General features: G+C 54.0%; 18 protein-coding genes. 9 read left to right on the top strand and 9 right to left on the bottom strand.

Translation table 11 applies throughout. The annotated features are described in order from the left end of the window. Positions 1-5: 5 nt before the first annotated feature. The 5 genes from CKL79_RS01500 to psbN all read right to left on the bottom strand — a co-directional run bounded on the left by CKL79_RS01500 (position 6) and on the right by psbN (position 5349). On the bottom strand, positions 6-3191 hold the full coding sequence (locus tag CKL79_RS01500; protein ID WP_121967812.1) for a DEAD/DEAH box helicase: 3186 nt from the start codon (positions 3189-3191) through the stop codon (positions 6-8). Positions 3192-3280: 89 nt separating this feature from the next. Then, on the bottom strand, positions 3281-4207 hold the full coding sequence (locus tag CKL79_RS01505) for a PhoH family protein (protein ID WP_240518588.1): 927 nt from the start codon (positions 4205-4207) through the stop codon (positions 3281-3283). A gap of 77 nt (positions 4208-4284) precedes the next feature. Next, entirely contained in the window at positions 4285-4740 is a 456-nt protein-coding gene (locus tag CKL79_RS01510) for a KH domain-containing protein (protein ID WP_121967814.1), read from the bottom strand. Between the two features lie 2 nt (positions 4741-4742). Beyond that, on the bottom strand, positions 4743-4991 hold the full coding sequence (gene rpsP, locus CKL79_RS01515; RefSeq protein ID WP_121967815.1) for a 30S ribosomal protein S16: 249 nt from the start codon (positions 4989-4991) through the stop codon (positions 4743-4745). A gap of 217 nt (positions 4992-5208) precedes the next feature. Beyond that, positions 5209-5349: a photosystem II reaction center protein PsbN gene (psbN, locus tag CKL79_RS01520; protein WP_121967816.1), complete on the bottom strand. Its 141-nt coding sequence runs from the start codon at positions 5347-5349 to the stop codon at positions 5209-5211. Between the two features lie 68 nt (positions 5350-5417). Here psbN and psbH point away from each other — a divergent pair, with 68 nt between their 5' ends. From psbH to pth, 3 genes are all read left to right on the top strand, one after another. Then, the gene (gene psbH, locus CKL79_RS01525) at positions 5418-5621 is read left to right on the top strand and encodes a photosystem II reaction center protein PsbH (RefSeq protein WP_121967817.1); all 204 of its coding nucleotides are present in this window, start codon (positions 5418-5420) and stop codon (positions 5619-5621) included. A 74-nt stretch (positions 5622-5695) separates the two neighbouring features. Then, a complete protein-coding gene (locus CKL79_RS01530; RefSeq protein WP_121967818.1) occupies positions 5696-6070 on the top strand; it encodes a TatA/E family twin arginine-targeting protein translocase in 375 nt (124 codons plus the stop codon). A 2-nt stretch (positions 6071-6072) separates the two neighbouring features. Further along, positions 6073-6711 (top strand): aminoacyl-tRNA hydrolase, encoded by a 639-nt coding sequence (gene pth, locus CKL79_RS01535; RefSeq protein ID WP_121967819.1) that lies wholly within the window; start codon positions 6073-6075, stop codon positions 6709-6711. On the opposite strand, the gene CKL79_RS01540 is transcribed toward pth, so the two are convergent. The 3 genes from CKL79_RS01540 to CKL79_RS01550 all read right to left on the bottom strand — a co-directional run bounded on the left by CKL79_RS01540 (position 6708) and on the right by CKL79_RS01550 (position 8574). Continuing rightward, positions 6708-7055 (bottom strand): nucleotidyltransferase domain-containing protein, encoded by a 348-nt coding sequence (locus tag CKL79_RS01540; protein ID WP_170943925.1) that lies wholly within the window; start codon positions 7053-7055, stop codon positions 6708-6710. The genes pth and CKL79_RS01540 overlap by 4 nt on opposite strands. Then, complete coding sequence (locus tag CKL79_RS01545) at positions 7045-7455, bottom strand: nucleotidyltransferase substrate binding protein (RefSeq protein WP_121967820.1); 411 nt, start codon at positions 7453-7455, stop codon at positions 7045-7047. The genes CKL79_RS01540 and CKL79_RS01545 overlap by 11 nt, the downstream gene beginning before the upstream one ends. 246 nt (positions 7456-7701) lie before the next feature. Continuing rightward, the gene (locus CKL79_RS01550) at positions 7702-8574 is read right to left on the bottom strand and encodes an alpha/beta hydrolase (protein WP_121967821.1); all 873 of its coding nucleotides are present in this window, start codon (positions 8572-8574) and stop codon (positions 7702-7704) included. Positions 8575-8637: 63 nt separating this feature from the next. Between CKL79_RS01550 and CKL79_RS01555 the strand changes: the two genes are divergently transcribed. From CKL79_RS01555 to CKL79_RS01565, 3 genes are all read left to right on the top strand, one after another. Then, on the top strand, positions 8638-9627 hold the full coding sequence (locus CKL79_RS01555; RefSeq protein WP_121967822.1) for a PRC-barrel domain-containing protein: 990 nt from the start codon (positions 8638-8640) through the stop codon (positions 9625-9627). A 166-nt stretch (positions 9628-9793) separates the two neighbouring features. Continuing rightward, positions 9794-11899 (top strand): FAD-dependent oxidoreductase, encoded by a 2106-nt coding sequence (locus CKL79_RS01560; protein ID WP_121967823.1) that lies wholly within the window; start codon positions 9794-9796, stop codon positions 11897-11899. A gap of 158 nt (positions 11900-12057) precedes the next feature. Continuing rightward, positions 12058-12672 carry a hypothetical protein gene (locus CKL79_RS01565; protein WP_121967824.1) on the top strand — a complete coding sequence of 205 codons (615 nt, stop codon included), beginning with the start codon at positions 12058-12060 and terminating at the stop codon, positions 12670-12672. Positions 12673-12869: 197 nt separating this feature from the next. On the opposite strand, the gene CKL79_RS01570 is transcribed toward CKL79_RS01565, so the two are convergent. Beyond that, positions 12870-13784 (bottom strand): DMT family transporter, encoded by a 915-nt coding sequence (locus CKL79_RS01570; RefSeq protein ID WP_121967825.1) that lies wholly within the window; start codon positions 13782-13784, stop codon positions 12870-12872. A 52-nt stretch (positions 13785-13836) separates the two neighbouring features. Between CKL79_RS01570 and CKL79_RS01575 the strand changes: the two genes are divergently transcribed. From CKL79_RS01575 to CKL79_RS01585, 3 genes are all read left to right on the top strand, one after another. Next, the gene (locus CKL79_RS01575; RefSeq protein WP_121967826.1) at positions 13837-14634 is read left to right on the top strand and encodes a TIGR01548 family HAD-type hydrolase; all 798 of its coding nucleotides are present in this window, start codon (positions 13837-13839) and stop codon (positions 14632-14634) included. A 65-nt stretch (positions 14635-14699) separates the two neighbouring features. Beyond that, positions 14700-16226, top strand: a complete 1527-nt coding sequence (locus CKL79_RS01580; protein WP_121967827.1) for a 4Fe-4S binding protein — start codon at positions 14700-14702, stop codon at positions 16224-16226. Positions 16227-16336: 110 nt separating this feature from the next. After that, a complete protein-coding gene (locus CKL79_RS01585) occupies positions 16337-17797 on the top strand; it encodes an FHA domain-containing protein (protein ID WP_121967828.1) in 1461 nt (486 codons plus the stop codon). The last annotated feature ends 133 nt before the right edge of the window (positions 17798-17930 follow it).

Below are 17930 nucleotides of genomic sequence, written 5' to 3' on the forward strand. Positions count from 1 at the left end.
TAACGCTAGCTCTCATCAATCACAGCATCACGGTCTAGTAACAACAAATTACGCAGCTGATCGGTATCGAGTTCGGTGAGCCACTGTTCGCCCGCGCCGACGACTTGCTCAGCCAGGGCTTTTTTACTGTTGATCATGTCGTTGATGCGCTCTTCTAAGGTGCCGGTGGTCACAAACTTATGCACCTGCACGTTTTTAGTTTGGCCGATGCGGAAGGCGCGGTCTGTAGCCTGGTTTTCGACGGCAGGATTCCACCAGCGGTCGAAGTGGAAAACGTGATTGGCGCGAGTAAGGTTGAGGCCGACACCGCCTGCTTTGAGCGAGAGAATGAAGATTTTGGGGCCGTTGGGATCGAGCTGGAAGCGATCTACCATTTCTTCTCGTTTGGCTTGGGAGGTGCTGCCGTAGAGAAACTGGGTGTCTGTGCCTAAGCGGTGCTCTAAGTGGCGGCTGAGGAGTTTGCCCCATTCGGCAAACTGGGTGAAAATGAGGGCGCGATCGCCTTCTGCAATCACCTCTTCTAACATCTCATCTAGTCGCTGCAACTTACCGGATCGCCGATATTTACCCAGACTGTCCTGCTTGAGGAACTGAGCGGGATGGTTGCAAATTTGCTTGAGCTTTACTAACAATCCCAAGATCATGCCGCGTCGCTTGACGCCTGTAGCCTCATCGATCTCTCCTAGCGTCTCATCTACCAGCTTCTGATAGAGGCGGGCCTGCTCAGCGGTGAGGCCGCAAAAGACGGTCATTTCTTGCTTGTCGGGCAGGTCTTGAATGATCGAACGGTCGGTTTTGAGACGGCGGAGGATAAAGGGTTGAACAAGCGATCGCAATGTCTTTAAAGAATCGGTATCGCCATACCGCTCAATCGGCGTCGCAAATCTACGCTTAAAGAAATTCAGCGGGCCCAAATATCCCGGATTGAGAAAGTCCATGATTGCCCACAGCTCAGAGAGTCGGTTCTCAACGGGCGTACCGGTCAGCGCAATCCGAAACTCACTTTCGACCTCTCGCACAGCTAGCGACTGCTTCGCCGCCGGATTTTTGATATTCTGCGCTTCATCGAGCACCATGCCTCGCCACTCAACTTTCTTGAGATCTTTGAGGTCTCGCTGCACTAGCGTATAGCTCGTGATAATCAGATCCAGCTTTCCAGCCGCCTTCACCAGCGCTGCGCCCCTAGGCCGTTTATCACCGTGGTAAATCAAAGTTTTTAGCTCCGGCCCAAACTTTTGTGTCTCACGCTGCCAGTTGGTCAGCACCGAAGTTGGGCACACCAGCAACACCGGCCCGCCTAGCGCCTGTTCCTGCTTAAGATAGAGCAAAAAGGCAATCAGTTGAATGGTCTTGCCCAGACCCATGTCATCAGCCAGGCAGGCTCCTAGGCCCCACTGCTCTAAGAAAGAGAGCCACGAAACGCCCTTGGCCTGATAAGGTCGCAGTTGCCCTTCAAAGCCATCCGGCTCTGTCATGGGTTCCAGACTCTGATTACCTGTCGTCATCGTGGTAATCAGCTCATCGAGCTTGCCCGAAGCGTCAAATTTTACGACAGGCAGCTTGTCAATCAGCTGATTGTCGCCAGTGCTAATGCGCAGCGCTTCTTCTACCGAAAGCTTGGTCTGGCCCTTACGCTTTTCAAAAAACTCTTTAGCGGCCCGTACATCTTGAGGGCGCAGCTCTATCCACTGGCCGTTGATTTCTACCAGGGGCGTACCCTGCGTAATCAGTTCGTCAAATTCTGCTTTAGAAAGCACCTGACCACCGACAGAGAGATCCCATTTGAAATTCAGCAGGCTTTGCAGCCCAAGGCGTTGCTGCTTGGGCGGAGCGGTGGCACTAATTTGCAGACCCAAGCGACTGGCCCCGACCTTATTGGGGTCTACCAGATTGTCGGGCATGATTACCCCAAAGCCGCTGTCTTGCAGTCGCCAGGCTGCTGCCTTAATAAACTGATAAGCCTCAATCGGGTCGAGCGTGCACTGGCTGGGGCTCTGCTCGCTCAGGGTCTGCTTAATCGGCTCATACAGCCGAGTAGATCGGCCTAAGCCGCCGAGCAGCGTTTCTTGCGGAGCTTCTATCGTTCTCCCCTGGTAGGTCAGCTGGTCGGTAGGATGCTGCCAGATGGTCTCCGCATCGATTTTGTAGTCGCCGTTGTCAATGGCTTGCAGACCATAGCGCAGCGTCCAGTCGAGGGTGCCAGTGGCCGGGGGCGTCAGAGAAAAGCAGGTGCGAAAGCCGCTAGCGGTATCGGTCAGGTTTTGCAGCGGCGAGGTCCAGGTATTGAGCGCATCGTTCAGGCGGACGACGCCGACAGGCGTTGATTCAAAGTGAGGATCGGGCATGCCGAGGGCATCGATCCACTCGCGCAGGGGTAGGTCTTTACTGAGGGGCGCACTAGCGGGCAGTCCATTGTCTTGGGCAACGCGGCGCACCTGGGCATCTAGCAGCGTTTCTAGAAAGTGGCGCACCATCGGATCGGCGGCGGCAGGCAGATCGATTCGGAGGGGGGAGGCTTTTTTGGGCAGCGGGGCCAGATAGCTGCGGCAGCTAAGGGGGGCGCGATCGCAAAATTCCTTTAGCCGGTTCTGGTCTACGGCGCTGTCGAGCAGCAGTTGCCAGGTGGCGATCGCCCCTTTCTTATCAGCGCTAACCACCGGCACAAACTTACCTCGGGCTAGCAGATCCAAACACCAGCGAGTGAGGTGCGACCAGTAGCGTAAGTCGGCTCCGACAAAAGCGCTGGCCTCTGAATGACCCAAAGGGAGGGCGCTGAGAAATTTGACGGTAGTCGTCGCCTCCAAGAGAGCACCTGAGACTTGCCAGGGATAAAGCTCTGTAGCGTCTTGAGCCTCTGCTGAAAGCGCTGGCAGCAGACCGTCGGCTTCTCGCTTGGTTGGCAGGACAACGACCCGCGACTGCCAATTGCTGGATTTAGCTTTGGATTTTTTATGAGTGGCAGTCGGTGCCACCAGCGGCTGCATCCAAGAGAGATCGAGATCCGGGTCGGCTGGCTGAAATACAGCGACTAAGGCTGACTGGCTAAGCTGATAGGGCTGATCGGCCAGGGTAGGGGGTGAATCAGTCTTTTGCAGATCGAGCGGGGCGATTACCTCTACTTTTCGCCAGGTTTCACCCCATAAGAAAAAACGCTGGAGGTCGGGTAACCAGTTTCCATGTAAAGTCGCCATGGGGCAAAAAAGCTCGTAACCGAACGGCTAAATGTTATCTCAGATCGAAATCAATTAACTCAAGTATCAGGTAGACTCTACGCTGGCACCTATGCCTCAAACTGCTCATAGGCAGCGACAATTCTCTGCACCAGCGCGTGACGCACGACATCGGCCTTAGTCAGCTCACAAAACGTAATGCCTTCTACTTTGGCCAGTATCTTGGTGGCGATCGCCAGCCCAGACTCCTGATAGCGAGGCAGGTCAGTTTGCGTGACATCGCCTGTGACCACCATGCGCGAGTTAAAGCCCAGTCGGGTCAGCATCATCTTCATCTGTGCTGGCGTCGTATTTTGCGCTTCGTCCAAAATCACAAAGGCATTGCTCAGCGTACGGCCACGCATATAGGCTAGCGGCGCTACCTCAATCACCCCCCGCTCCATCAGATGGGGAATGCGCTCCGGATCGAGTAGTTCGTGCAGAGCGTCGTACAGGGGCCGCAGGTAAGGGTTCACCTTTTGCTGCAGGTCACCCGGCAAAAAGCCGAGGCGCTCCCCAGCTTCTACGGCTGGGCGGGTAAGAATCAGCCGCTCGTACTCCTCGTTCATCAGCGCCTTGACAGCGACCATCGCCGCCAAAAAGGTTTTACCCGTTCCGGCAGGGCCCGTACAAAAGGTCAGATCGCTGGTGCGCAGGGCCTTGACGTACTGCTGCTGGCGAAAGGTTTTGGCCCGGATGACCTGCCCCCGGCGGGTGCGCGCCACCACATCTTTTTGAATGGCCTGTAGCTCGTCTTCACGATGCGTATCCAGAGCCTGAATGGCAGTCATCACGTCGGTAATGGCGATCGCCTGACCCTGGCTCCAGGTTGGCTCTAGCGTCTGCACAATCCGCCGAGTGCGATCCACCTGACTTTCAGTGCCCGCAATGCTCAGCTCACTGCCTCGCAAGACAACAGTAGCCCCTGTCTGCTGGGCAATACGCTTGATATTCTCCTCATGCGGACCGGCCAGGGCCATGGCATTTTCAGAACTCATCAAGCCTAGTTTGTAATGATTTCCCATGCAGTTATCAGTACACCTTGGTTGGCAGGGTGCCGACAGATACCTTTAATCTAACTTTTCTTTTTAGGTGGGGCTGGGTTTGTGCTGGGCCGAGACGGTCTTCTATCGCCGCCGCGGTCGCTCTCTCGCCCGCCAGAACGACCCCGCGTGCGATCATCGCCGCCCCGGTCACCCCGGTCTTCTCGTTCTGGCACAGGTTCGCCAAACACGCTGAGGTTGACGACTTTGCCAGCCATTTGAGCGGCTGCCCCAATCACCTGGCGCATTGCTTTAATATTGCGCCCGCCCCGGCCAAATATCCGGCCTTTATCTTCGGCCTCGTCAAAGGCAGCCCGCAACCACAGCTTTTTGCCACCTGCCAGCGTTTCAGCATGAAACTTGAGCGCTTCGGGCCGGTCTAAAAACGGCTCGAACAAAAAGCGAGCGATCGCCTCAAAATCAGTTGAAGACTCAGTGGAGCCATCAGCCTGATTGGCCATCTCTGGGTTAGTCGGGTCGGGACTCATAGCTAGCTACTCAGCTGGTCGTACACATTCGCTTTCTTCAACATGTGCTCAACCGTCTTAGTCGGCTGGGCACCTTCTTTTAGCCATTTAACGATAGCAGGCACGTTCAAGCGAGTTTCGTCCGTTCTCGGATTGTAGAAGCCCACTTCTTCGAGCGGACGGCCATCGCGGCGGTCTTGGGAACGCATCGCGACGATACGGTAGCTAACTTCGCGCTTTTTACCGAAGCGCTTGAGTCGAATCTTGATCATGGGCAGTAGTAATGACGGCTAAGCCGAATAGAGAATAAAGGTCATGGTGCTATAAAGCCAGGCTAAAAAATAGCTAGCTACGCAAGAGCTTCTGATTCTAACACTCGCTGCGAAGGTCAGGCAAAGCGTCAGGCGATGCCAGAGGGTCTAATGGCTGTTTGATGGCTGAATCAGGAGCGCGAACCTGCCCAAAAATGAGCAGACCCGGCAGGGAATTTTAGTCTTCGTGGTCTTCAAACGGATCGCTGAGCTGCTTTCCCGGGGGGCCAAACGCTGTATACACCGCATAGCCAGTAAAAGCGAAGACAATCGCCGCCACCGAAACAATAAGAACTGTTGCAGAATCGAAATTTTCCATAGAGCTTTGACCGTTAATTACCCTATGATATTACAGAATATAAAGTAAATTAATCCCCCTATCTCTCCATGGCACAGCGCACGAAGTTAGGCAACCTCCTACGGCCCCTAAATTCCGAGTACGGAAAGGTCTCGCCCGGCTGGGGAACCACCCCAGTAATGGGTGTGTTTATGGTTCTTTTTCTTGTGTTCTTGCTGATCATTCTTCAGCTTTACAACTCGTCTCTCATTATCAATAATGTCGATGTGGACTGGCGTAGCCTGGGTAGTTAGCTTCTAAGAAATAGGGGGTGGGTGTGTTTGCGCCTGCCCCTTATACTCTTAAACAGCGTTGCTGGATATTACAGATGAACATCTTTGGAATTGGCCTGCCCGAGATGGGCTTAATCATGATTGTGGCCTTGCTAGTGTTTGGGCCCAAGAAGCTGCCCGAGATTGGCCGCAGCATGGGCAAAGCGCTCAAAGGCTTCCAAGATGCCTCTAAAGAATTTGAAACCGAGTTTAAAAAAGAAGCCGACCGCATTGAAAAGTCAGTTGCTGAGCCGATGAAGGCCACGCTAGAAAAGCCACGGGCCTTAGCGCCTGATGCCGACAGCGCGCCTACCGAAGCAAAGGTGGTCAAGACGACGACCAACGGTGAGGCCGCTCAGGGTGAGACGGATGAGAAGGTCAGCCCTGAAGCCAGTGCTGAGACCGAAAGCAGCAGCGAACAAGCGGCTTGACGATGGCAGGGACACCGCTGGCCGAGACGCCTGTAGGATGGGTGCTGCCACGCCTGATCGTAGGCTTGGGCAATCCGGGAGCAAAGTATGATCGCACCCGTCACAATATCGGCTTTGAAGTTATTGATGCCTTAGCGAAAAGCTATCCGGACATTTCGCTAGTCGAAAACAAGCGGTTCCAAGGCGTAGCCGGAGAATTTCGCAGTGCAGGAGAACGCACCATCCTGCTCAAGCCCACTACGTTTATGAACATATCCGGACAGGCAGTGCGGGCCGTCTTGGACTGGTACAAGCTAGATCCCGCTTCAGTGCTAGTGGTCTACGACGATATGGACTTGCCTACTGGCAAGCTGCGCCTGCGATTATCGGGCGGCGCGGGCGGTCACAACGGCATGAAGTCGATTATTGCTCACCTGGGCACCCAAGAGTTTCCTCGGCTGCGCATCGGCATTGGTAGCACAGATAAATCAGGCGATAAAGACAGCGCGGTCGTCTCACACGTATTAGGCCGCTTCGCTCCAGGGGATAGAAAGATTGTAGATGCGGTGATTCCGATGGCTGTAGATGCCATTGATTTGAGTCTGCGCAAAGGCGTCGAGCGCTCAATGAGCCTCTACAACGGGCGAGAAGTAGAGCTTTAGGCATCCGTCTCTAAATGCTCTGACTTTCGCTGGTAGAAAGGTATGCCGACTCGACGAATATGGGCTAATACATCGGAATTGTCAATGTAACTAAGTATGGAGATGTCAAATAGATAAGGGAGCAGCAGGTCGTCAATCTCATCTTCAATCCGAGCCACAGTCCTGTAGGTGAGACCTTCTCCAGTCAGCGTGAGGTCAATATCTGAACCCTTTCGATAGTTCCCTTTCGCCCGAGAGCCGTAGAGAATGGCAGACTCGACTGCAGGATGACTAGAGAAGACACCCGTAATTTGTTCGATGGTGGTTTCCTTGAGACCAAACCGCAAAGGCGTCTCATTGTTCATCCTCTATGGCCTGCATCTTAGTTTGCAGAGCAGTAAATAGATCAAAAAAGTGCTTAGTAATATTGGCAGCAATTTCCTTAGCTACGTCTCGATTGTAGGTGTCGCTAGTTCGGTTGCGGTCTTTGATCATATTCATCCAGCTTTCACCATCTTCAATCAATCCTAGGCCAAAAGCCATACGGGTAGCGTCTCTAGAGCCATAGATATCTTGAGTCCCTTGATAGCTGAGGAACTCCTTCAGTAGTTTCCAGGCCAGCTCGTGAGTGTATTCAAATGCCTGAATTAGGCCCTGCTCCTCTAACTCGTTTAAATCGCCTTTCTCAATGAATTTAGTGAGCTGCGCTAGCGCTCTTTTGTAGCTAGAAAACCGCTGTTTCCAGCGAATATCCAAATTATCCATGTGTTTATTGTCGCGTGCTCTAGCCGATCCTAGCGAAGCAGTACAAACCCGGCCTGGTTGAGCAGACGCTGCGCTTCGTCGGTTTGCAGGAGCCGGGCGTAGGCTGTGCTTGCCTGCTGAGACGGCTGGCCATTTTCAGCACTGGTGAGAAGGATGTACCGATGATCAAAACTATCAAACGTTAAGAAATGGGGCAGGGGGTAGGGTAAATCTGAGGAGGTAAAGGCGATCGCTCAAACAAGCAATCTAGGCAGCAAAAAAATCGAGCAGCGCTTGAACGGTTTCAGTCGGCGCTTCTTCAGGCAGAAAGTGTCCACAAGGCAGCGCTTTACCCCAAATCTGAACGGCGTAATCGCGCCAGACCTGCAAAACATCGTAGTGTTTCTCCATCGCCCCTTTTTTGCCCCAGAGCACTAACAGCGGGCATTCTACTTTTTGATTCAGACTAGCGCTATCGGTTTCCAGATCGATGCTGGCAGCGGCGCGGTAGTCTTCGCAGGTGCCGTGAATTACTGCCGGGCGACGAAAGCAGCGCAGATATTCGGCCATAGCCGCCGGGGTAAAAGCAGAGGGATCAGCACTCCAACGATGCAGCTTGGTCTTGAGGTAATAGTCAGAATCGTTACCAATCAGGCGCTCGGGAAACCCGTCTGGCTGAATCAAAAAGAACCAGTGCTCGTAGATCGTCGCCATCTGTTGATTGATCGTCTCAAAAATATGACGAGTAGGCACAATGTCTAGCACCGCCGCGCGGCTAACCCGGTCAGGATGATCGAGCAAAAGACGATGCAGCACGCGGCCACCGCGATCGTGGCCAGCCGCCATAAAATTATCAAACCCCAATTGACCCATCAGCGCGACCAGCTCTTGAGCGACCGTGCGCTTGGCATAGGGCAGGTGCAGCGAATCCGAAGCGGGCGCGTCGCTATCGCCGTAGCCTCGCATATCTGGGCAGACCACGGTAAAGTGTGACGCCAGATCGGGGGCAACTTTGTGCCACATCACATGGGTTTGGGGGTAGCCATGCAGTAATAGCAGCGGTGGCCCACTGCCGCCAATGCGGGTATGAAGGGCGACATCGGCCAGTTTTATTTTTTGAGCAATGAAGTTTGGAAACATCGTAAACCACCGTAAAGCGCTAGATCGAGTAAAACAGAGATAGTGAAGTTTGAGAGGTCTCAGGTGGACGCAGCAACTATTCGCCAGGGTGAGCTAGTGGGCCGAGAGGTGATGGCCTACGAGACGGCTGAAGCCGTCGGCACCGTAGAGCACCTGCTGGTTGATGTTAAGCAGTCTCAGGTCGTGGGCCTGATGTGCAAAACGGCTGGTTTGCTCGGTCGCAAACAGTCTCTTAGCTGGTCTCAGCTGGTGAATATCGGGCGCGACTGTCTGGTCATTCACAGTGAAATAAGTGCAGAATTTGCCGCTGCCGAAGATCGGCTAGCCGCCGCCCAGGATATGACGGGTCTGGAAGTCTGGACGGATGGCGGTGACCAGCTTGGCCAGGTGGTAGACCTCTGCCTGGACTTGGAGACGGGCGTAGTGCAGCAATACCTTTTCACGCTTAATCATAGCGATCAGCCAGCCGAGGCCGATTTAGACGATGACTTTGAGGCTGACGAGCCAGCCGTTGCGACTGTCAGCACTTATGCGATCGCTCCCCAAGCCATTATCAGTGCCGGTCGCAGACGGATGATGGTCGCAGAAGAAGACGCTCGGCGCGCTCAGCCCTATGAGCAGCCGCTAAATTTGAGGGCAGCGGCCAACAGTCGTTCAACAGACTGGCGACCAGAGCCGCTTGAGATGCCCGCCGATCTGGGCGAGCTTTTGCAAAAGGGACAGTCCTTTGCTGAGAAGATGACCGAGCGAGTAAAGCAGCAGGCCAAACGGTTTAATGATGATCGGGTGGCTCACCAAGACCGGCCCGATGCAGACGCGCTACCCGAGATTACAGAGCAACTGCAGGCCAAGACAGATCAGGTTAGGCAGCAGATGCAGCAGCGATTTACTAAAGCTAAGGGCCAGCTAGACCACCAGCTCGAAGATCGCCTGAGCAAGACGCCTCTAGGCCGATCGCTGAGTGAAAGGCTCAACAAATTAGGTCGATCTCAAGAGACACCCACGGATCCGATTGATGTGGAAGCGTTTGAAGTTTGGGAAGACGATGACTGAGCCAGGGCGAATCGAGCAGGTCTTGGGTAAAGCTCCCCTCAGTTTGCAGCTCAGAAAAGTCAGCAGCATTAGCGGCAAGTGAAACAAATAGTGACACCTTAGTCAAAGTCTGCTCACCGCCAGGTTATCTGTATTAAAGAGTATTCGATATCAGTGTGAGTCTGCTGTGAGTCAAGTTAGTCAGCGCAATGGCATTTTTGCCGAGAATGTATTTATCCGACCTCGTGATGGTAGTACCCTCAGCTGCTCAATATTGGTCGCAGGCGGTTCTACAGCGGCGTATTCAGCCACGCTCGCGGCCCTACGAATGAATGTGGATGTCTGCCTGGTTCAGCCTTTGAAGATGGTTGGCGGACAGTTTACCGCTCAAGGGCTACCCGCTTCAGACGATGGCGATCTGCTGAAGCAGGAAGTGAGCTTTAGCACGGTAGACGGTGAGCGGCTTGCGATTTCGAAAAGCCAGCGATGGTTTCGCCAGCGCCAGCGCCAGTTACAGCCGGTGGCGGGCAGGTTTCAGCAAAATCCGGGTGGAGCCTGGGTGTGCCCAATGACGGCAACGCCTGTGGTCGCGGCGATCGCCCTGAATGAGCCGCTAATCCCCTATTTAGAATCTGGCAAACTACGGCTGGTACCAGATAGCGACCCGATTGAGGTGATACTGGCGGCAGCAGAAACGAGCGGCGGGCGGCAGCGGGTGAGCGGGGTCAAGTTTCGCGATCGCACCACCGGCAACCAGTTCACCGTAACCGCGCCAGTCACCTTAGAAGCGACCGACTTTGGCGATTTGCTAGAGCTGGCAAATCTGCCCTCGCGAGTGGGGCAGGAGTCACGCCTCGACACGGGCGAGGCGATTTTGCCAGACCAGGCTATTCCGGCCTGTCAGCAGTCATTTACCTTCAATGTGGCGGTAGAGTACACCGCGCCGGGTCAGGGGCGGCTGGTGTCAAAGCCCGCTGGCTATGGCCGTGATTTTTGGCTAAACCCTTACGAATTTACTGGCGACTTTTGGATCCGAAAAGACCAGCAGTGGAGCAAGAAAAACTTCTTTGAGCCCTTCGGCATTTTTCGCTATCGGCGGGTGATGCGACAGGCAATCAGCGAAAAGGCGGTCAGCATTGGCGATGTGTCAGTTATTAACTGGGGCACCTCTGACCATCCTGATAAGGGTCAGTGCTGTGGCAATGACTTTCGCTGGGGGCAGCTGATTGGCAACAGCCGGGCAGAGCGAGCGACCTTGATTAATCGGGCACGCGATCGCGCTCAAGCCTACATCTATTACTTACAAACCCACGGCACTGCCGACCTCAAGCCCCGAGGCGACCTCACCTGGAGCGCGGACGGTATTGCCCTAGAGCCCTACGTCCGCGAAGCTCGCCGGGGGATTGCTGTGACCACTATCCGCCACGAAGATGTCGCCGAAAGCTTTTTCCCAGGTCAGGCCCGCGCCCGCTGCTTCGACGACAGCGTCGGCATTGGTCAATATCACTACTTAGATCTGCATGGCAACCTGGTACCTGGCCATGTGTCACCCAAAGGAAAAGATGTCGCCGCCCTGCCCTTCTCTCTGCCAGCTAAGTCACTCGTCCCGATGACGACAGACGGTTTGGTGCTTTCGGCCAAAAGCCTGGGTACCACCCACATTACCAATGCCGCCTACCGCATGCATCCAATGGAGTGGGCAATCGGCGAAGCCAGCGGATTTTTGGCGGTGTTTGCTATCTGGACTGGCGAAAGCCCCCGTCGCATCGTCGAAGCAGTTCCTCTCCTACGAAAGCTTCAGGGCTTTATGGCGCGCAACGGCGTTCCCATTTTCTGGTTTGACGATGTGCCCCACGACGATCCAGATTTTGAGGCCATTCAGGTGATGGCGGCGACCGGTATCATCCGCAGTGAAAATGCCGATAATCTACATTTTCGGCCCTATGCCAATGTCTCCAGGGCAGTAGTTTCAACGGCCTTAGTGAGCTTGCTGGCACTGGAGAAAATCAGCCCCCCTCGACCTAGCTTTTCGGACGTGCAGCCGGGTAAACACTGGGCCTATAGCAATATCGAAACGCTCAAAGCCCAGGGGATAATTGCCGGGATTGGCGGCGATCGCTTTGCACCCGATGCCATGATCACCCGCCGGCAGCTTTCCTATTTGATTAAGGCAGCGATGCCTCAAGCCTACGGTCAAGCCTTTGAGCGCATTTCCCCAGACAATACGCCGCTCACCCGGCGCGAGCTGTCCCGGGCATTTTACGCTTTGCTAAAAGCTCAACTGGCGATCTAAATCTTTCAACAGCCGGGCCTTCACAATCGCAAACGCATCGCTAGCAGGCGAGTCACGAGTCCGTGATGTTGCGCCTTGTGCTGGCACAAGCCTGCTGACAATCTATGAAGTAATGGGTGCATTCACCCACGAAATTTTGCTGGTAGATTATCTCTAAAATGCTGTCAATCGTACCGTCAATCTTCAAATCTGCGCTGCCGCTGACTGTGACAGTAGCGCCGCTGCTGCTGGCTGCTGCTGCGCCACCCACTTTTGATGCCGTTGGCGCATGTGGCTTAGATGAAACCAGCAGTTTGGCAACTGGCGTTCAGCCTCTGGTAGATTTCAGTGCGATTCCGATTGTTCAGCCTGTCGATACGGTCACTCGCGTGCTGGTCACTTCTGAGCAAGAGATGGCGCCTTTTTTGAGCGATCGCCAGCCTACTAGGTCTCAGATCAGGCTAGACAATGCTTACGAGCCGAACCCGGTCAGCGGCGATCGCTCAGCCACAGCCCAGCAGCGCTGTAGTGCCGAGAAAATCGCCCCCCCGCTAGAAGTAACCCAGCGATCAGTAACACTATCTCAAGCAGAGATTGCTCAGATGACAGACGAGGAAGCTGAGGCGGCTCCCCCGGTTAACCCCGTCCCACCTGAACTCTCACTCCCTAATATCGATGCTGGGCCAGCACTAGCTACTTTGCCCGATGGGAACTATCGCTATGTCTCTGGAGAAACCGAAGACAGCGTCTATACAGATCAAGAACTACGCCAGCGCGGTATTAGATCTCTCTAATTTTTCGAGGATCAACGCGGGAACTAGCCTGCCACCGTCTCGCTGTGGCGCAAGTCGCACGGGTTTTAGAGATCAGCGTTGATGTCAGCACCACCGTGAAATCAGATTTGTGGCACATGCTCAAAGCCCCGATCAGGTCGGGAACGATAAAGAACAGCACGGCGGCTAAAGAAAAGACGGACAAGAACGTTCTCACGTCAAGAGACTTTCGCAGGCTGTAAAACCGTTCGCAGCCCTAGTAAAATCAGCCCCATACTGACAATCATCCAGGGCGTCACTGGCTCTGCGAAAAACAACCAGGCCAGCAGCGCCACCCAAACGGGCACCCCGCTATGGACAATACTCGTAGACTTGGTCGGCCCAATCCGCTGCGTGCTGAGCGTAAACAACAAATAGCCAATCCCCGAAGCCCCAATCCCCATATAAAACACGCCCGCAACCGATTCCCACGATAGGCTCGGCCACCCTGTTTGCGATAGCTCAGGCACCACCAACAGCAAGAGCTGAGCCACTCCAAACAACGCGCCATAATAGCTCATCGCCAATCCGCTGTAGCGCCGACCCAAATAGCGCAGCAAAATAGAGTAGCAGGCCCAGCACAGCACCGCGCACAGCATCAGCAAATCGCCCTGGTTAAACTGAAGCTGCAATAGAGCCGCCAGATTGCCGTTAGTGAGTAAAACCAGTACGCCGAAGACGGCGATCGCGCCTCCTGCATAATTTCGCAGCGCCAGTTTCTCCTTCAGCAGCACCGCCGCCAAAAAGCCCGTCACCACCGGATTAAACGCATTGATAATGGCCGAATTTGCCACTGCCGTATAGCGCAGACTAGAGAAGAAAAAGAAGTGATAGCCCACCACCCCGAAAGTACCCAGCAGAAAGAAACATACTTTGTCCGAGCGAGAAGCCTCCCCAATACGCAGGCCAATGTCTTGCCGCTGCCATACTAAAATTCCTAAGAAAGCAGCCGCAATAATGTATCGCAGCAAAGTAATCAGCAGCGGCCCCATTTCGCCCGTTGTATACTTACCTGCGACGAAGCTCCCCGCAAATAGTAAGCTAGTCAGCACAGCCAGCAGGCTTTGACGCCAAATGTTGCTCTGATTCGTCATAAGGCTGTCCGTCCTTGCGATGGATCTTGTGTTGTTTAGTCATCTTAGAAGAATGAATCCGATTGCCATAGCTGTGTTTGATATCGATGGAGTGGTGCGAGATGTGGGGGGGTCTTACCGCAGGGCGATCGCTGACACCGTAGAGCACTATACCAATGGCAGCTATCGGCCTACCGTAGAGGATATTGACCAGCTTAAAAGCGAAGGCATTTGGAACAACGATTGGAAAGCATCTGAGGAAATGATTTTCCGGTATTACAACACTTCGGCTCAGAGCGAGCAAACTCAAAGCCAAGTACCTTATGGAGAGATCGTTGATTTTTTTCAAAAGCGCTACCGTGGCCCCGATACTGAAGATCCTGATCAGTGGACAGGCTACATTTCGAGTGAGCCGCTGCTATTAGATGAGCTATATTTACAAACTCTGGATCGATCAGGTGTTCCCTATGCTTTTTTTAGCGGGGCAACTCGTGGCTCTGCCGGCTTTGTTCTACAGCGGCGAATTGGTTTACAAGAACCAGTGCTGATCGCGATGGAAGATGCGCCGGGCAAACCTGACCCTAGCGGTTTGATGCTAGCAGTCCGACAGATTGAAGAGCGACAGGGCGTGGCTCAAAACCTGCCGGTGATTTATGCAGGTGATACTGCTGCCGACATGAAAACGATTACCGCTGCCAGGGCTCAGTTTCCGCAGCGACAGTGGCTAGCCGTCGGAATTTTACCGCCTCACGCTCAGCAAACGGCAACCTACCAACTTCAGTACGCCGACAGGCTCAAAACTGCTGGAGCCACCCTTGTCCTAGAGAACGTTCGACAGTTGACTGCAGCCTTGATTGCACAGTTGCTATAGCTCAGCTTTGCAGAAGGCTAAGAGATTTTACCGATAGATACATAGCAAGCACAAGTGATAAACCAATGCTATCTACCCTATCGGAAAAGAAAATGCACGTCGTGCGCTGGGGCGTTTTCCTGGCCTGGTGCCTACTGATTGTCTCTTTGTTTTACGATCCGGTTTCGGCGGTGTTGACTCAGCCTGAGAATGATTGGAGCTGGCTAGCCGATCCGACGCTTGCTGTGGCCACTGACCCCGCTCAATGTGTTAGCGCCCAGGGTTACTGTGTTTCGCTCAAACCCTACGCTATTGGCACCCGGGTATTTTGGGGAATGGTGGTGCCCAGCGCAATCTTTGTAGTGCTGGTGTTTGGCCACGAGTTTTGGCGGCGGATTTGTCCGCTGTATTTTTTCTCTCAGTTGCCGAGAGCGCTGGGTATGAAGCCGCTGTTGAATATTGAGCGTAACACCTGGCTGCAGAACAATCACTTTTATGTCCAGTTTGTTCTATTTTTTCTAGGGATCACCGCGCGAATTTTGCTGATAAATTCGGTAAGATCTGCTGTCGGCGTGTTTTTTATCCTAACGCTGCTGTCGGCAGCGGGCGTGGTGGCGCTTTACGGCGGTAGAAGCTGGTGTCACTATGTATGCCCGTTTGGCATGGTGCAAACTGTTTTCACCGGACCGCGCGGTCTGTTAGATAGTCAGGCTCATCAGGCGGCACCCTACAGCCTGACTCAGTCAATGTGTCGTTCTGTCGATAGTCAACAACAAGAGCAAAGCGCCTGTATCTCTTGCAAGTCGGCCTGTATGGATATTGACTCAGAGCGGGCCTACTGGGAGCAATTGCGTAAACCAGGACGGAGACTGGTGCAGTATGGCTATCTAGGACTGGTGATTGGCTATTTCTGTTACTACGCTCTATATGCGGGCAACTTTGACTACTACTTTTCGGGCGTATGGAGCCACGAATCGCGGACGGTAGCGGCGCTGATAGATCCTGGGTTTTACGTGCTAGGGCCGTTGAATGCCATTCCTAAGCTCATTGCTGCGCCGCTAACCCTGGCTGCTTTTGCCGCTGCTAGCTGCTGGCTATGTACTCGCTTTGAGCGCCACTATCGGGGCTATCTCAAAAAGAAACAGTCGCTTGCTGCTACTGAACTTAGCCTGCACCGCATGTTTTCGGTTTGTACCTTTCTGGCTTTCAACATCTTCTTTATCTACGGCGGTCGTCCTGAAATTAATCATTGGCCAGTGGCCGCTCAGTTTGGCTTTCAGGCGCTAATAGCGATCGTCAGCAGTCTATGGCTATATCGCACCTGGGGCCGCAGTCAGCGCCAGTATCAAAAAGAGAGTTTGGCTGACAAGCTGCGCCGCCAGTTGAAAAAGCTACCGGTCAATGTAGCTGAACTGCTGGGCAACCGGCCATTAGAGCAGCTTAGCCCCGAAGAACTCGACATTTTGGCTCAAATTCTGCCCCAGGTAACCGCCGTTTCTGAAACACCCGCCTATAGTCATCAGTCTTTGCCTCGAACCGTCTTGAAGCGTCGCCCACCTGACACTACGCTGCGTAAGACAACCCTGCCATCGACTCAAATTCGCCAGCGCTGAAGGCTGTGCAATCTCTCTTTCGATCTAGTTCTCTTTGATTTCGACTGTTACGCTACAGCCCTTGCCTTTCTTAAAAAGACAAACCAATCAACCTGGAAATCTCTTAGACTATGCTAAAAACAAAAGTCATAAACTACAACAACAACGACGTTTATGAGGCCGAGATAGCGCCTCGTTCAGCTCAGCAGGCTGAATGTTTGATCGGTCGCCATCCCAATTGCGATCTGGTGTTAGAAGGGCCAGCCGTGAGCCGGGTACATGGACGCGTGTTGTTTGAATCGGGACAGTGTTTTTTCACCGATTTGGGCAGTACCGATGGCTCCCGGCTAAACAACGAAGAGGCCCGGGTGAATCAGGCTTATGAGATTGTCCCTGACGACGTGATCCGCATTGGCGAATTTGCACTGATTGTCGAAGCCCTGACGCCTTTACAGAGTGCGATCGCCCCCCAAACCTGGTCAGGAGAAATCACCGCCCGCTGCGTACAGATTATTCAAGAGACGTGCGATGTCAAAACGTTTCGCTTTGTTGCCGAGCCCGAGCAACTGTTTGACTTCAAACCCGGCCAATTTGTCACCCTCAAGTTACCAATCGAGAGCGCCAAAAGCGCTTTCGTCATGCGCTCTTACTCCATTTCATCCAGTCCGTCGCGCCCTCACACGCTAGACATCACCGTAAAAAGAGTCGCCGCCGCCAGCCCCGACCTGCCGCCGGGTATAGCCTCTAACTGGCTGCACGGCAACCTGATAGTAGGCCAAACGCTTCAAGTACAAGGACCATTTGGCCAATTTAACTGTGTCGATCATCCCGCTGACAAGCTGCTGCTAATTTCGGCAGGCAGCGGCATTACACCCATGATGTCCATCGCCCAGTGGCTCAGCGACCGCGCCGCCAACACCGACATCACCTTCATTCACGCTGCCCGCACCCCGCACGACATCATCTTCCGTCAGCGACTAGAGCTGCTTGCCGCCCAGCACCCTCATTTCAACCTGGCCTTCACCCTGACCAAAAATACGCCCGCCGTTCCCTGGTCGGGCTACCGGGGCCGGCTCAACCTGGCTCTACTAACCGCTATCTGCCCTGACTTCGCCGAACGCACCGCCTTTACCTGCGGGCCCGCAGGCTTCATGAGCAGCACCAAAGCCCTTCTCACCGCCGCCGGTTTCCCTATGGCAAACTACTTCGAAGAAAGCTTCGGCGGCCTAAAATCCTCCCCTTCTCCCGTTCTTTCTTTCCCCGTTCTTCCTTTCCCCGTTCTTTCTTTCCCCGTTTCCCCTTCCCCCGTTTCCCCTTCCACAACAGATGAACCCTCTGTAGAATTCTCCGCCTCCGGCAAAGCGATCGCCTGCGACTCAGCCGACACCCTCTTAGACGCCGCTGAACAAGCCGGCCTCTCGCTCACCAGCGGCTGTCGCATGGGCAGTTGCGGGGTCTGCAAGCAGCAGCTAGCAGCAGGTGAAGTCTGCTACGACGTTGAGCCGAGGGGGTTGAGTGAGGGCGATCGCGCTACCGGACAGGTACTAGCCTGCGTTGCTAAGCCCGTCGGTCGAGTGGTATTGGCCCTCTAGAAGAAAAAATCACTTCTAAAAAGTTGTGTATAGAAAGCTACATCTTTATCGGGTGGGCGTTGGCGTAGCCTTTCAGGGTGAAAATCGCTAAACCTTAGGAAGTCGTGAGACACTTAAAGGCAGTGATAGAAGC

Source organism: Leptolyngbya sp. BC1307, from assembly GCF_002286735.1.
In the GTDB taxonomy this organism is placed as follows: Bacteria; Cyanobacteriota; Cyanobacteriia; order Phormidesmidales; family Phormidesmidaceae; genus Phormidesmis.